The organism is Paenibacillus sp. GSMTC-2017, from assembly GCF_016019935.1.
Lineage (GTDB): Bacteria > Bacillota > Bacilli > Paenibacillales > Paenibacillaceae > Pristimantibacillus.
Genome location: NZ_JAECMT010000002.1, coordinates 24,157 through 38,970, shown reverse-complemented (window position 1 = coordinate 38,970; position 14,814 = coordinate 24,157). Strand labels below are relative to the sequence as shown.

Below are 14,814 nucleotides of genomic sequence, written 5' to 3'. Positions count from 1 at the left end.
ATTCATTACTCGGACTCGACTTCCCTCAGAAGAAAGTAGGTGATAACAAATGGGACAGTTACTGGAAGTAGATTCTCTGCAAGTAGCCTATCGCACTGAAAAAGGAAAACTCATTTCTGTAGATGATGTGAGCTTTGAACTAAAAGCAGGGGAAACCATTGCGATAGTGGGGGAATCCGGTTGCGGTAAAAGTGTAACTTCACTTTCCATTATGGGGTTGCTAGGTGCGAATGGGTCCGTTGCTAACGGTGATATACGTTTCGACGGCAGATCACTTACGAATAGTACGGAAGATCAGCTTCGCAAACTACGTGGCAGCGATATTTCGATGATATTTCAAGAGCCTATGACATCACTGAACCCAGTAATACCAATCGGTGAGCAAATCGAAGAGTCCATTCGTCTTCATATGAACAAATCACGAAAAGAAGCAAAAACGATAGCCGTTGAGATGTTAAAGAAAGTTGGTATTCCAAGGCCAGAAGCAATCGCAAAAGAGTATCCTCATTCATTATCGGGTGGTATGCGTCAACGGGTTATGATTGCGATGGCGCTCGTTTGTAAACCAAAACTGCTCATTGCCGATGAGCCAACAACTGCACTGGATGTTACGATTCAAGCTCAAATATTGCAATTGATGAAACAGCTTCAAGAGGAAAGTGGAGCTGCTATTCTGTTAGTCACCCATGACCTCGGGGTTGTAGCCGAGATGGCTGATCATGTAATTGTTATGTATGCTGGGCAAGTCGTCGAATCAGGAAATGTATTTGAACTGTTTCGAGCTCCTCAGCATCCCTATACGCAAGGTTTAATGAAGTCAATTCCAAGGATCGATCAACAAAGTAGGGAGCGGCTACTTGCCATATCGGGTACTGTACCTTCTATCCAGCAGATGCCAACGGGCTGTCGCTTTCACACGCGTTGTCAATATGCGACAGAACGATGTGGCCGAGTTCAGCCGGATCTATTCTCCTCAGGAAAAGGCAGTAGTGTTCGTTGCTGGCTAACCCAACAAGCGGCGGAGATAACCCATGCGCTGGAGGTTAGTGTATGACTGTACTTGATCTAGCGGATAAACGCTCCACAAAGATAAAACAACCATTACTCGAAGTTGATTCCTTAAAAACATATTATCCGATACGCAGTGGGCTGTTTTCTAAAAGCAAAAGTTATATTAAAGCAGTAGATGATGTAAGTTTGAGTCTATATGAAGGCGAAACGATCGGCTTAGTTGGCGAATCGGGCTGCGGCAAATCTACAATTGGTCGTTCCATAATCAGACTAGAAGATTCGTTCTCAGGTCGCATTTTATTCCAAAATGAAGACATTACTCATTACTCACAGCGGCAACTTAAGCCTGTACGCACGAGAATGCAAATGATCTTTCAAGACCCATACGCTTCATTAAATCCTAAAATGCGAATATATGATGCTCTTGCTGAGCCTTTGATCATTCATAAACTTGTGAACCCAAGTGAAGTAGAGCGTGAGGTTGATCATCTTCTACATCTAGTTGGTTTATCTCGAACAGCTCGTGATCGATATCCACATGAATTTTCAGGTGGTCAACGACAGCGTATCGGTATTGCAAGAGCCATTTCATTTAAACCGAAACTTATCGTCTGCGATGAGCCGGTATCCGCACTTGACGTTTCGATACAAGCACAAATTCTTAATCTACTTCAAGATTTACAAGATGAGCTTAAACTAACGTATTTGTTCATCGCACATGGCATTGGCGCAGTGAAACAAATTAGTACAAAAGTTGCCGTCATGTATGTAGGGAAAATCGTAGAAATAGCCCCCACAGATCAATTGTTTCGTAAGCCGAAACATCCTTACACACAACTTCTATTGAATGCCTACCCACAACCTGATCCCACACTAAGATCGAAAAAAAAGCTACTCATTCAAGGTGATGTTCCGAGCCCTGCTAATCCGCCACAAGGATGTCGATTTCATACACGATGCCCTTATGTGCAGGAAAGATGTCGCAGGGAAGAACCAGACATTTCGAAAGACCAACATGCGGTTGCTTGTCACTTTCCGCTTGCTTAATGTGATAACTCGACTCAGAAAGGGGTTGGACCTCATTGGGTCAATATATTGTAAAAAGGTTGCTTATAGCGATACCTGTCTTTTTCGGGATAACGATTCTCAGCTTTCTCATTATGAACATGGCTCCTGGAAATCCAGTAGATATGTTAATCAACCCAAACATTCCAAAAGAGATGTTAGAACTGAAGAAGGAGCTTCTCGGGCTAAACGACCCGATTTATGTGCAATATGTGAAGTGGCTCAGTGGATTTTTAAGCGGTGATTTAGGTTACTCATTCAGCACCTTTGCACCTGTTTCACAACTTATTGGTGAACGTATTGGGCCAACCCTATTACTTGCTTCAACCTCCTTACTAGTGGGCATACTTATCGCTGTTCCAGTCGGGGTAATTAGTGCCATTAAACAAAATTCAAAGCTAGATTATATCTTAACTGCATTATCTTTCCTTGGCACTTCAATACCAGCATTTTTCTTAGGGCTTGGATTGATCTATATCGTAGGAATAGGGCTTAAGTGGCTTCCAACAGGCGGGATGACAACACTTGGCGGTAATGGCGGATTTCAAGACGTACTCTTACACTTAATTCTTCCTGTCACTGTTCTTGGGATAACTATCGCTGGGAAAAAGGTAAGGTATGTACGTGCAAGCATGTTAGATGTCCTTCAGCAAGACTACTTACGAACCGCACGGGCGAAGGGGCTTACTGAATTTGTAGTCACGAATAAACATGCACTGCGGAATGCATTAATTCCGATCATTACAGTTGTCGGTACAGAAATCCCATTGTTGCTAGGTGGCAGCATTATCATTGAACAAGTTTTCCAATGGCCAGGAATAGGACAGCTAACGATGGAAGCTATTTTATCAAGAGATTACCCAATATTAATGGGGTTAAATTTAATTGCGGCATGTGTCGTGCTTTCAACAAATTTGTTTATGGACATTCTCTATGCCATTGCCGATCCACGTATTAAATACAGTTCATAAGGGGGATAGCCTATGTCTACAGCAAGGCTTCCTTGGAAGAGGAACAACCTCACCTCAAATAGCGGGAGGGATGAGGAAGAAAAAACGGACGACATTGAAAGCTTCGCAAAACAAGTTAGACGTAAATTTTTCAAACATAAGTTAGCTGTTTTGGGACTTGTAACGACAACTTTACTCTTAAGCATAGGTTTGTTAGCTCCTTGGCTTGCTCCATTTCAACCTAATGAAATGACAGCCGTATTCGGCGCACCACCCTCAGCTACACATTGGTTAGGAACGGATCAAGTTGGCCGGGATGTTCTAAGCCGTTTGATTTACGGAATGAGAGTTTCCTTATTTATTGGATTTTCAACAGTAATCATTTATGTGACTTTCGGTACGTTAGTAGGAATGATTGCCGCTTATTACGGCAAATGGATCGATATGATTCTTATGCGATTAACTGACATCTTTCTCAGCTTCCCTTATATGATGGTTGTTCTAGTCATTATAAGTATGTTTGGAGCTAACATTTCGACGATAATGATCGTCCTTGCTTTATTCAAATGGCCAACAATTGCAATGCTTGTTCGGGGAAGTGTTCTTTCCATTAAAGGATTGGATTACGTTCGTGCAGGTGTAGCACTTGGATATAGCACCACTAGAATTATGTTTCGTCATATTTTGCCTAATGCGCTTGGCCCTATCATCGTTAACGCTACATTCGGCATCGCCAGTACGATACTTAGCGAAGCAGGTCTTAGCTTTCTAGGCATGGGAGTGAAGTCTCCAGAGGCGAGTTTAGGAAATATGCTGCATGACGCACAATCGTTAACGGTACTTACAGAACAACAGTGGTTGTGGATGCCAGCTGGCTTCATCATCCTAATAACTGTTCTAGCGATTAACTTTGTAGGCGATGGGCTTCGTGATGCATTGGATTCAAAATAATAGCACGAATTGAATGACAAAACTTAATTAGCGAGATAAACAAAGGGAGAGAACTCTATGAGAAGAAACACACACGCTCAAATCGTAATTCTATTAACAGCACTACTATTATTTTTATCCGCTTGCAGCAAAACGAACGAACCTAAAACTCTTGAAGCAACAAAAGCAGCTACTGAATCTCCTTCACCAGCAACAAGTACAAGTGAATCAACAGTCCCCAAAACGATAACCATCGGGATCGTTAATGCTCCCGTTACTTTAAATCAGATCAATAATCAAGGAAGTTCATCTTCAATCTTACCGATCAGTCTTCTAAATGATTCATTATTAGATGTTAACGAGGTTGCACAATTTTCACCTAAACTTGCGGAATCTATCGAAACAAAAGATAAACAAACTTATACGGTTAAACTGAAATCGGGTTTGAAGTGGAACGACGGAACTCCTTTTACGACAGCAGATGTAGCATTTACGTTAAAACTTGCTCTCCATGCCAAAGTAGAAACGTCTTTCCAACTTAACTTTATTGATGGCGTTAATGATTTTGGAAAGTTAGATGAAGGTGTAACGGAAGTCAAAGGACTTACCGTTATTGATGCAACTACATTTGAAATCAAAACAAAAGCACCGATAGATCCACTTATATTCAATGAACGTTTCGGAGTTCGAGTTAACTTCTTGCCAGAGCATATTTTAAAAGACGCAAATGTGGAGCAGCTTTCTACCAACCCTTACTTCCAAAAACCGACGGTAACAATTGGAGCATACAAATATGCAAACTACGAGCAAGGTCAATTCGTAGAAGTGTCGAAAAACGAAAATTACTATTTAGCTGTCCCTAAGATTGACACGATATTTATCAAAGTACTTCCTGCTGCTAATCTTGTTGCTCAACTGCAAACAGGAGAAATTCAATTAAATTCGTTGCCAGTTGGACTTGTACCCATTACCGATTATGACAAAGTGAAAGGTTTCGATAATGTAAATGTGACGTCTGCACCAGCGTCTGAGCCAGCTGAACTCTTTTTTAATACAGAGAAGCTATCCGATGTACGTATCCGTCAAGCCATTGCACATGCATTGAATCGTAAACTTATCGTCGAACAGCTATTGAAAGGTCAAGCCGAGATTATAGACGGTGGCGTTCCAAGCTCTCATCCGTATTTCAACAAAGACGTTAAACCATATGAATACAATCCTGAAAAAGCTAAGGAGCTGTTAAAAGAAGCAGGCTGGGACGGAAGTCGCAAACTAACTTTTATCATCCCTGTAGGTAATAAAGTTCGTGAACAAGCCGCAGACATTTTGGTGCAAAACCTTGAAGCTGTCGGCATTAAAATAGATGTTCAGAAGTTCGATTTCCCTACACTGATCGATAAAGTCGAGAAGGGCGAGCACGATATTACCATTTTTACAAGAGATTACTATATTGAGCCAAGTCTCTATTTTACAACTTATAAGAGTGATGATCCTGATAGTGTCATTCGATATAAAAACCCACAAGTCGATGAACTCATCAAAAAAGGTGAGCAAGAAATCGATGAAGCTAAGCGCCGCGACATTTACAATCAATTGCAACAAATTTTACATGATGAAGTACCTACGTTAGCGGTCTATTCCGAAAAACGTCTGCAAGTCGTATCAAAGGATGTTCTTGTCGGTAAACCACTCAATCTCGGAACATTTAACAACGTTAATGAATGGGATGTTACCGCAAAGTAAGTTATAAAGGCGTTAAGCCGTTATAATATATGGTTTTATCCAAATTTTTAGGAGGTGTAGTTGATGTCAGATTTAAGTTGCCTAGTATGCAGGTCAGACATTGAGGTGGAAGCACAAGTAACAACAGGTGAAATCGTAGAATGTGATTCTTGCGGTCAAGAACATGAGGTTCAAGTTGAATCTAGTCTTATCTCAATAGCTCTAGCTCCCGAGATCGAAGAAACTTGGGGAGAGTAGGTAGCCAATATGGATGGGAATAACTCTATTCTTTTATGTGTGACGAAGCTGAGGGAAGAAGAACAACGCATTATCGAACATCTAGGTAAACTCGGTGTACGTGTACAAGTAAATTTAGATTCCATGGACTTGCCTCTTGGCGTAACCGATGCAGAGTCATTTGGACTAGCACTTATTCGATGCCTTTCTCAAAAAAGTGCGATAAGTAGATCCCATCTGTTAGAACTAGCAGGACTTAATACGTTGAATAGTACAAAAGCTATCGCCATTTGCACAAACAAAATTCATCAAGCTATCGTTTTCGAAAAAAATGGTGTACCTCAACCTAAGTTTAAAATTGCTTTTACTCCCGCGAAGCTGTTCGAAGCTTTGCGGGCATTCGGTGACATCTGTGTCATCAAACCAGCCACATCCTCATGGGGAAGAGGCATCGCCAGAATAACAGGCAAGGAATGTTTGGATGGCTGGATTGCGGCAAGAGAATCAGTAGATCCTGCACATCAATCGTTTCCTGTCCTCGTACAAGAATATGTGGAAAAAGGCGATTACGACATCCGTGTCGTCATTGTTGGTAAGAAACCAATTGTAGCTTTCCGCCGGGTATCAGCAGATAACTGGAAGACGAATACGCATCTGGGAGCCGAAATTGAACCCATTCCAATTAATGAAGAGATCGAAACGATAAGTGGAAGTTTGGTAGATGTTTTAGGCGAAGGAATTTATGGTGCAGACTTGTTTTTTGATTATAAGCAGCTTCGATATGTCGTCTGTGAAGTCAATCAAAATCCAGAGTTTGCGAAGTCGTGGAAAATCCATGGTATCGATGTAGCAGAACATATTGCAGTGTATGTAAAAGATACATTAGATCAAAAAAATAGAGTAAATGTTGTAGTTAATTCACAGTAAACAGGGAGGGAATTAATGATATGGGTGACACATTAACATTACCCAAAGTTGTACTTCAGAAGGAACACTATTTTTCTATATCATTTGTTTTGTCTAGAGTATTGAACTCAGGAGTCATTATGAGTATAGAAAAAAATGATCACGAGCTAAAAGGGCTAGAAAAGAGTATAGCCAAATTAACGAAAACAAACTATGTTTCTTTATTTAATAGTTACACTGGAGCGATTCATGGTGCGCTTTGGGGGCAAGACATTGGACACTCTTCCACGACTCGCCTTGATAATTCTACTGAGCAACAAAGAAACTTCCTTAAATGGCTTGGCATTTCTCTCGTAAATGACTCAAAAGTCGAGCAAGCGTTTGTTTCAGTTAGCATCGACTGGGATAATCTTGGTCAATTGGATCAGCTAATTCAGAAGTACACAGGTGTCGCTTCTGTAATCGTCTTAGACTTTTCGGGACTAGGATTTGGACCAGTTGCTGCTATCGCAGCAAACGACGAAACGATATGGAAAAAGGCTGAACGTCTAAAAATATTCGGAGCATTTGATTTACAAACGATGTGGACACAGGAAGAAAGTGAGCCTGAGCTGCAGCCAGCTGTTCAATTTAACTATAGACTTAGCCCGCTCGTTGCTGCATGTGTGAAGATTGCTCTTTTAAGGAGGAATTCTGCTGCATGAAAACTGACTTTATTCGTAAACCACTTGGATTGCCATCAGAAAGCTGGATTCAAGATCCGTTAGCTTTAATAGGTGGCCCATCCGTTATTCCCGAAGATGTAAGAAGAACTAATTTTCCTATTATAACAAAAGAAGATGTTATTCAATTGCTCGTTTCTATTCAACAGAATGGAAATGACGTTGTAGAAGAATTTAAAGAAGCATATCGGAAGTATGTGGGAGCTAATTATGCGATTGCGACTGCAAGCGGTACGTCGAGTCTACATCTCGCATTAGTAGGTGTAGGCGTGCAGCCAGGGGACGAAGTTATCGTTCCCGCCTTTACGTTTATTGCAACAGCTCAAGCTGTTGTAGCTGCAAAAGCCATTCCGATCTTTGTAGATATTGATCCGGTTACGTATTGCTTAGATCCAGTAAAAGCAGAACAAGCGATAACGAGCAAAACAAAGGCAATTATGCCTGTGCATGTACATGGTTTGCCAGCTGATTTAGCCGCACTTAGACGTTTAACTGACAAATATTCGTTACGTCTTGTTGAGGATGCTTCCCACGCTCATTCTGCTTCTATTGATGGAAAGCTTGCTGGTTCTATTGGTGATGGAGCTGGTCAAAGCTTAATGGCCGACAAAAACTTCCCAGTTGGAGGAGAGGGCGGTATCGCCTTCTTCAAAGAGAAGGAAGACTATGATCGTGCGATCTCATTCCTTGAATCATCCGGTATTGATTACCGTATGTCATGGATTGCAGCAGCCTTTGGGCTTAGCCAACTAGATCGTCTACCTTACTATGATGCAATTCGTGCACGCAATGCTGCCTACTTAACGAATGCTCTATCAGAAACGAAGTTGTTCAGCGGGCCATTCGTACCGGAGGGCTATAACCACAGCTACAATATGTACCGAGTTAAGCTGCATCCCGAACGACTTGGTCTACAAGATTTAGAAGACTTTCGTATAAAAGATGCCGTACAACAGCTTATTAATGCCGAAGGTGTGTACGCAAGAGAATGGCAAAACGTGCCGATTCCAGGCCATCTACCATTCAAAAATCGGAAGGGCTTCGGTAACGGATATCCATTTACTTTATCTGACCGTACAGATTTCGGCTACGATGTTTCCTTATTTCCAGAAACACTTAAGATGTTACGGAACAGCTTAACGATATGCCGAGAACTTAGAACTCCTATAGAATTCGAGCGTATACAAGCCTACGCATTAGCGTTCAAAAAAATCGATGCGAACCCGCATATTATTCGTGAACTCGTAGAACGTGGCGGCGATTTAAAAGCACCATATGAAAGAGACGCTAGATTAGGATGAGTGAGATTGGCAACCAAAGACGAGTAGCGATATTAGGCGGCAGCGGGTTCACTGGCGCTGAATTGTATCGGCTGCTTGGCAAACATCCTGGGTTTAAAGTTGATTTTGTGTCCTCCGAATCGAAGGCTGGATACCCTGTAGATAAATATTTTGTTGGTTCCATTCACAAAAAGAAGCCAAGCCCTTTGAAGTTTACGAAAATAGCCGATCTAGATGGGCATTACGATGCTATATTTTCGTGCTTACCAACGGGTGCACTTCCTAAAATCATCGAGCAAGTAGCGAGTCATACGGACTATATTTTCAATGTAAGCGGAGATTATCGTATCTCAGATCCTGAACTCTTAAGTCAACATTATCCTGCGACATTACATCATCCCTTTGAAGGGGGATGGCATTATTTCATACCTGAGTTTAGCAGCATCAATCGTGCTGTGAAAGTAGTTAATCTGCCAGGCTGTATGGCTGTAGCGACGCTCTACACCCTTTATCCGTTAGTTGCACATGATCTTATTGAAGGTCGGGTTGTTACAGATGCGAAAACAGGTTCCAGCGGCGGTGGGAAATCGACGACCGAACATCACGCAGAACGATCCCACAATTTTAGAGCCTACAAAGTTCATGGACATCGACATAAGCCAGAAGTGGAGCATGCTCTTAACTATCATTTGGATCGATCCGTAGATTTACAGTTTTCGGTATATAGTCTCGATCTTCCAAGAGGCATTATGGCAACTTCTTATTCCTTGTTAAAAGAAGGGGTAACAGCCGTCGATGTGAAAAAAGCATTCTTTAGTAGCTACTCTTCCAAACCGTTTCTTCATTATTTCAGTTCAGGACACAGTTCACCAATGATCAAAACGGTCGTCGGGACGAATGTAGCTGAAATAGGTGCTTATGTAGAAGGACGTAACGTCGTATCGATAGCGACTATCGATAATTTAATAAAAGGGGCTGCTGGTCAAGCCCTTCAAGCAGCCAATCTATACTTCGACTTCCCAGAGGATGCTGGATTACAATTTGACGGGGAAGGAGCGTGGCCTTGATGAGTAAAGGCAGTTTGTATGTCATCAAACTTGGGAGTAGCACGATAGTTAATCACCTTAATATTTTCGGGGAAATTGATCGAATCGTTAAGCGAGGAAATAGAGTATTGCTCGTAGCTGGTGGCGCAGAGGCGATTAAGCAGAAGTATGAAGCGATCTCACGCCCGATGCCATTCCTCACTTTGCCGTCTGGTGATGATGTTCGGTACTGCTCTCCAGAGGAGATGCCCATTATTCGTGCGGCATATCATGAGAACATTCTCTCGGTCGTTCGCGACCAGTTAAAAAATTATGGTTTGTCTGTATTCGCACAGCTTGGTGGTGAGCAAGGACTCGTCTATGGTCAAAAAGCGAAGCCGATTAAGGCTATAAGAGATGGTAAAATGATTATCGTAAGGGACTCCTTATTTGGGCAATTCTTAGGCAGCCACACCTCTTTTCTGAAAGAAGCGTTGTCAGCGTTCGACGTTGTGTGCCTAACACCTCCAATATGGGAACCTGAACTAAATGATTATATTAATATCGATGCAGATGTGTTGGCAGCACATCTTGCAATCGATCTTGAAGCGCATCATTTACGCTTTGTTACTGGGACTGCTGGTTTATTAGTAGATATCGAAGATCCAACCTCTACAATTCCAGATGTGTACACAAAAGATGAGCTAAGATCTGTTAAGGGGCGCATGAAGCAAAAGGTACGGGCAGCACAACTTGCTATTACGCAAGGCGTCTGTGATGTGAACATCTCTGGTCCACACACACTCGAAACGAGTGGGAAGACGTGGTTTTGGAATGTAGAAGGGCATCTTGGCGCCGTCGATCTGCTTAATAAAGTGGTTCGTATCCCATCTGTATCACAAGATGAACATGAGCTCGCACATTATTTATTAGAATCGGTTCAATATCCGGATGTTTCTGGAAGTATAGATGGAGCGGGCAATATTGTATTCCGAAAAGGGAATGGCTCTAATACGTTGCTATTACTCGGACATATCGATACTGTGCCGCATGTATGGCCAGTTCGCACCGATTCGGAAGGAGTGACAGGTAGAGGTGTCGTCGACGCAAAAGGTTCTTTCGTTAATTTCATTCACATGTTAGAAGAAGTTGACGTGCCAGAGAATGGATCGCTACTTGTCATTGGAGCAGTCGAAGAGGAAATATCATCGTCAAAAGGTGCCTTTTTCATTCGTGATCATTATTCCGCGGAGGCGGTCATTATTGGTGAACCAAGCGGAGATGGGAGTTTAACACTCGGTTATTATGGATTATTTAAACTTCAAATTACGATTCATCGTGCTCAGGAGCATACCGCCGCTAAGGACAGCATAAGTGCGATTGATGAATTGTATAACGTTGTAGCAGATATTCGATCACGAGTACGGGATATAGATCCTCAATCACTATCTTCGCTAATTGATATTGAGCATCGCAACGAACGAGGATTATTAACGGTTGTAGGTACGTTGAATTTCCGTGTCTCACCTGAAGCAGGCAGAGATTATAGAGATCGGATCGATCTAACATTCGGTGAAGGTATAACGATAGAAGTACTGCGTACAACAGCAGGTTACGCTAACTCACGTTCCGACAAGCTCGTCAAATCATTCGTTCGGAGCTTCGCCAAACAAGGAAAGTCCATTCACTATATTAAGAAACGCGGCACAAGCGACATGAACACTCTCGCAACAACTTGGATTAATGTACCGATGGTCGCCTATGGACCTGGGGATGCAAGCTTGGATCATACGAATGATGAGTATTTGCATAATGATGAGGTGGCATCTGCGAGAACCATTTTGAAAGAAGCTGTAACTGAATGGTTTCGGTTACGATCGGAGGTATTAAATGGAACAAACGATACCACAACAGATGCATCTAGAGTTGCAACAACAGTTGCGACAAGAACAAAATGACGATAGCGCAAACATCCCAGTACTAATTGAAAGAGCTAAAGCTGCGAGAAAGTTAATCATCGACATGGCAGCTACTCCGACAGGTTGTCATATTGGTGGCAGCTTATCTGCTATTGATCTTCTTATTGGTGCCTATGCGAAATATGGTAACGACCCAAGCTCAGTTGTCATTCTTAGTAAAGGACACGCCGCCGCTGGCTTATACGCTGCACTTCATGTGTATGGGATTATTGAGGAAAACCCCGCTGACAGCTATGGAGCAGTTGGCTCTTTGTTTACAGGGCATCCCAATCACAAGTTACCGGGGATACCCTTTGCAACGGGGAGTTTAGGACATGGTATTCCGTATGCCGCAGGTTGGGCATTATCGCAAAAATTGAAGGGTTCTAAAGGAGTATCTGTCGTTATTGGCGGTGACGGTGAATTACAGGAGGGGCTCTGCTGGGAAACAGCTCAAATTGTTCAAGCACAAAACATTACAAACTTTATTTATATTATTGATATCAATGGCGGGCAAAATGATGGTTATGTTCAAGACATCTCACCGATCCGGAATCTACGCCAAAGGTTTGAATCGTTTGGATTCTCAGTGAGAGAAATTGATGGACATAACTTCGAAGAAATTGTTGATGCAATCGAACCTGATATGGTCGCACCACTCGCTATTCTAGCATCTACCGTAAAAGGAAAGGGTGTAGCAGCAATTGAAGGCCATCCCGGTGCACATTATGTGAAAATACCAACGAAGGTTGCTCATAAATGGAAGGTGAGCTTACTATGACAAAGTCAGGAAGAGATTCGTACAAAGATGAGTTAGCTAAGCTTGCTTCTACAAATGAACAAATCATTTGTATCGAAGCAGATTTAGGTGGTAAAGATCATCCCTTTCAGTTACAGCATCCAGATCGATTTTTCAATTTAGGTATTGCTGAACTGGCTGGTATTGATGTTGCTGCGGGACTTGCTGAAGCGGGATACGTTCCATTTTTCTCGACGTTTGCATCCTTTGCAGCGCTACGAGCTGCCGAAAGTATTAAGCTTACAATGGGCTACATGGGCAAAAATGTGAAAGTTGTTGCAGCTTACGGCGGTGTTTCTGGCGGTTGGTTCGGCACTACACATCATGCTCTTGAAGATATTGCAATCATCCAATCGTTTCAAAATATTAGGATCGCATGCCCACATGGCGAAGAGGAAACTAGGAGAGTCATTCAAGAAGCAGCTCTTTCGGATGAACCTTACTATATTCGCCTTTCTCGAAATGATGCGTTCGAAAGCATGTACCGAGATGAGAGTTCCAGTTGTAGGGACATTATTTTGGAAGGCGGTAATCGGAAGTATCGAGCTAGATTATGTATCATTTCAGTTGGTGAGCAAGCGACCGAGTTATGTAAGGAAATTATTCAATGGGATGATTCTATCGTTCATGTACACCTTGTATATGTTGATATTGGGAGTTTGAAATCGTATGTTGAGCAACTAAGCTCTTTGTCAGACCAATTTCTAGTTGTAGAAGAACATCGAGCAACCGGCAGTACAGCATCTTATCTAGCACTCTTGTTGCCTGAGAAAAAGATATTTGCTCATCATTGTGGTGAGCAATGGCCAATTTTTGGAGGAACACATGCAGAGGTGCTTTCTTATTTAGGATTTGGTTTAGATCCATTGAAAAATCAAATAACAGATATTGTAGGTGCTGTGCATGGTGTTTAGCGTATTAAAGCCAAAAAACTTTCGTAACTACTTTTTATCCGATATTGTGTCTGGCTTTGGCGTGGGGATGAGTACGATTGGTGCCAACTGGTATCTTATGGACCAGAAAGGATCGATAACGGCAGTTGGACTCATGCTTTCATTAAATGTAATTGCCGGATTTCTTATATCAGCTTTTGCGGGCACAATCATTGATAAGTGGAATCGCAAAACGATTATTTTGTGGGCCCATGGCGTTCGTGCAGTAGCATTACTTCTCATAATGGCTGCATTCTTATGGACTGGCTTTCGGATTGAGTATTTATATACATTTGCAATCCTTAACGGTATGGGATGGACGTTGTATATGGCAGCTTCACGAAGTTTAGTTCAAGAGATTTTACCAGAGAAGGATCTCATTCATGGTAACTCGCTCATCGAAATAAGCTTACAAGTCGGCATGTTTATGGCTGGAGCAGTCTCCGGCATTTTGTACAAATTTGTTGGGTTCGAAGTTATATTGCTTCTGAATGCTTTGGCCTTCATTGCTGGCGGTTTGTTCTTAAAGCGAATGGAACACACTCCTTTGCCTATAGAGAATCAAGGAGAAAAATTCGTCGAAACGTTTAAAAATGGTATCAAATATTTGGCGGAACGGCCTTATTTATTTCTATTAGGTGTAGTTTCGATCATTCCACTTGTTTCTACGATGATTTTTAACGTTGTTCTTCCTGGTTATGTTAGTGACACGGTAAAAGGAGATTCCGTCGTTTTCGGACTATCTGATATGTTCTACGGAATTGGTGGACTGTTATCTGGATTTATTGCAGCCCCATTAGCTAAGAAGTTATCTCAGAAGGGGACTATACTGTTGTTTTTCGTAATTGCCGTATTGAACTTACTTGCGGTTGCATTTAACTCAGCGGTTCTCTTATTGTATTTCGGAAGTGTTTTGATTGGTTTAACAAACTCTTCACTTCGGATTTTAATGACGACTACTCTTATGGAAACAGTCTCGAAATCGTATATGGGACGGGCAACTTCGGTCTGGATGGCAATCTCCTTACTCTTACAAACTTTCTCCGCAACGGGGCTAGGTATAGTCATCGATCGCTACTCTCCAGGCGTTGGCTTCCTCTGGATGAGTGGACTCATGTTTGTCGGGCTTGCTCTCTTTCTAGTCATGAGCGGTAGAGCTCCACAGCAAAGGAGAGTAGAAGTGGAGGCGTAAGTTTGCAGCCATATGGAAGCCCACCAAGAGAGCATTAACCCGATTTTTTCGGGTTACATGCCCTGAATGGCGGGTCAAGAGAGCA

14 protein-coding genes are annotated in these 14,814 nt (G+C 42.2%); all 14 read left to right on the top strand.

Annotated elements, in window-relative coordinates; translation table 11 throughout:
- The first annotated feature begins 49 nt into the window (after positions 1-49).
- The 14 genes from I6N90_RS07280 (at position 50) to I6N90_RS07215 (ending at position 14,729) form a co-directional block, all read left to right on the top strand.
- Positions 50-1,054: an ABC transporter ATP-binding protein gene (locus tag I6N90_RS07280; RefSeq protein ID WP_197934887.1), complete on the top strand. Its 1,005-nt coding sequence runs from the start codon at positions 50-52 to the stop codon at positions 1,052-1,054.
- Complete coding sequence (locus tag I6N90_RS07275; protein ID WP_197934886.1) at positions 1,051-2,058, top strand: ABC transporter ATP-binding protein; 1,008 nt, start codon at positions 1,051-1,053, stop codon at positions 2,056-2,058. The genes I6N90_RS07280 and I6N90_RS07275 overlap by 4 nt, the downstream gene beginning before the upstream one ends.
- A 35-nt stretch (positions 2,059-2,093) precedes the next feature.
- Positions 2,094-3,047: an ABC transporter permease gene (locus I6N90_RS07270; protein WP_197934885.1), complete on the top strand. Its 954-nt coding sequence runs from the start codon at positions 2,094-2,096 to the stop codon at positions 3,045-3,047.
- Positions 3,048-3,059: 12 nt separating this feature from the next.
- Entirely contained in the window at positions 3,060-3,977 is a 918-nt protein-coding gene (opp4C, locus tag I6N90_RS07265; RefSeq protein WP_197934884.1) for an oligopeptide ABC transporter permease, read from the top strand.
- Positions 3,978-4,034: 57 nt separating this feature from the next.
- Positions 4,035-5,699 (top strand): ABC transporter substrate-binding protein, encoded by a 1,665-nt coding sequence (locus tag I6N90_RS07260; protein WP_197934883.1) that lies wholly within the window; start codon positions 4,035-4,037, stop codon positions 5,697-5,699.
- A gap of 63 nt (positions 5,700-5,762) precedes the next feature.
- Positions 5,763-5,936 (top strand): lysine biosynthesis protein LysW, encoded by a 174-nt coding sequence (locus I6N90_RS07255; RefSeq protein ID WP_197934882.1) that lies wholly within the window; start codon positions 5,763-5,765, stop codon positions 5,934-5,936.
- Positions 5,937-5,945: 9 nt separating this feature from the next.
- On the top strand, positions 5,946-6,842 hold the full coding sequence (locus I6N90_RS07250; protein ID WP_197934881.1) for a RimK family alpha-L-glutamate ligase: 897 nt from the start codon (positions 5,946-5,948) through the stop codon (positions 6,840-6,842).
- A gap of 20 nt (positions 6,843-6,862) precedes the next feature.
- Complete coding sequence (locus tag I6N90_RS07245) at positions 6,863-7,525, top strand: degT/DnrJ/EryC1/StrS aminotransferase (RefSeq protein ID WP_197934880.1); 663 nt, start codon at positions 6,863-6,865, stop codon at positions 7,523-7,525.
- Positions 7,522-8,844, top strand: coding sequence for a DegT/DnrJ/EryC1/StrS aminotransferase family protein (locus I6N90_RS07240; protein WP_197934879.1), 1,323 nt, complete (start codon positions 7,522-7,524; stop codon positions 8,842-8,844). Before I6N90_RS07245 ends, I6N90_RS07240 begins: the two co-directional genes overlap by 4 nt.
- A complete protein-coding gene (gene argC / locus I6N90_RS07235; RefSeq protein WP_197934878.1) occupies positions 8,841-9,890 on the top strand; it encodes an N-acetyl-gamma-glutamyl-phosphate reductase in 1,050 nt (349 codons plus the stop codon). Before I6N90_RS07240 ends, argC begins: the two co-directional genes overlap by 4 nt.
- The gene (locus I6N90_RS07230; RefSeq protein ID WP_197934877.1) at positions 9,890-11,806 is read left to right on the top strand and encodes a M20/M25/M40 family metallo-hydrolase; all 1,917 of its coding nucleotides are present in this window, start codon (positions 9,890-9,892) and stop codon (positions 11,804-11,806) included. Before argC ends, I6N90_RS07230 begins: the two co-directional genes overlap by 1 nt.
- On the top strand, positions 11,739-12,587 hold the full coding sequence (locus I6N90_RS07225) for a transketolase (RefSeq protein ID WP_232242742.1): 849 nt from the start codon (positions 11,739-11,741) through the stop codon (positions 12,585-12,587). Before I6N90_RS07230 ends, I6N90_RS07225 begins: the two co-directional genes overlap by 68 nt.
- Positions 12,584-13,519: a transketolase gene (locus I6N90_RS07220; RefSeq protein ID WP_197934876.1), complete on the top strand. Its 936-nt coding sequence runs from the start codon at positions 12,584-12,586 to the stop codon at positions 13,517-13,519. Before I6N90_RS07225 ends, I6N90_RS07220 begins: the two co-directional genes overlap by 4 nt.
- Positions 13,509-14,729 (top strand): MFS transporter, encoded by a 1,221-nt coding sequence (locus I6N90_RS07215; RefSeq protein WP_197934875.1) that lies wholly within the window; start codon positions 13,509-13,511, stop codon positions 14,727-14,729. The genes I6N90_RS07220 and I6N90_RS07215 overlap by 11 nt, the downstream gene beginning before the upstream one ends.
- Positions 14,730-14,814 lie beyond the last annotated feature (85 nt).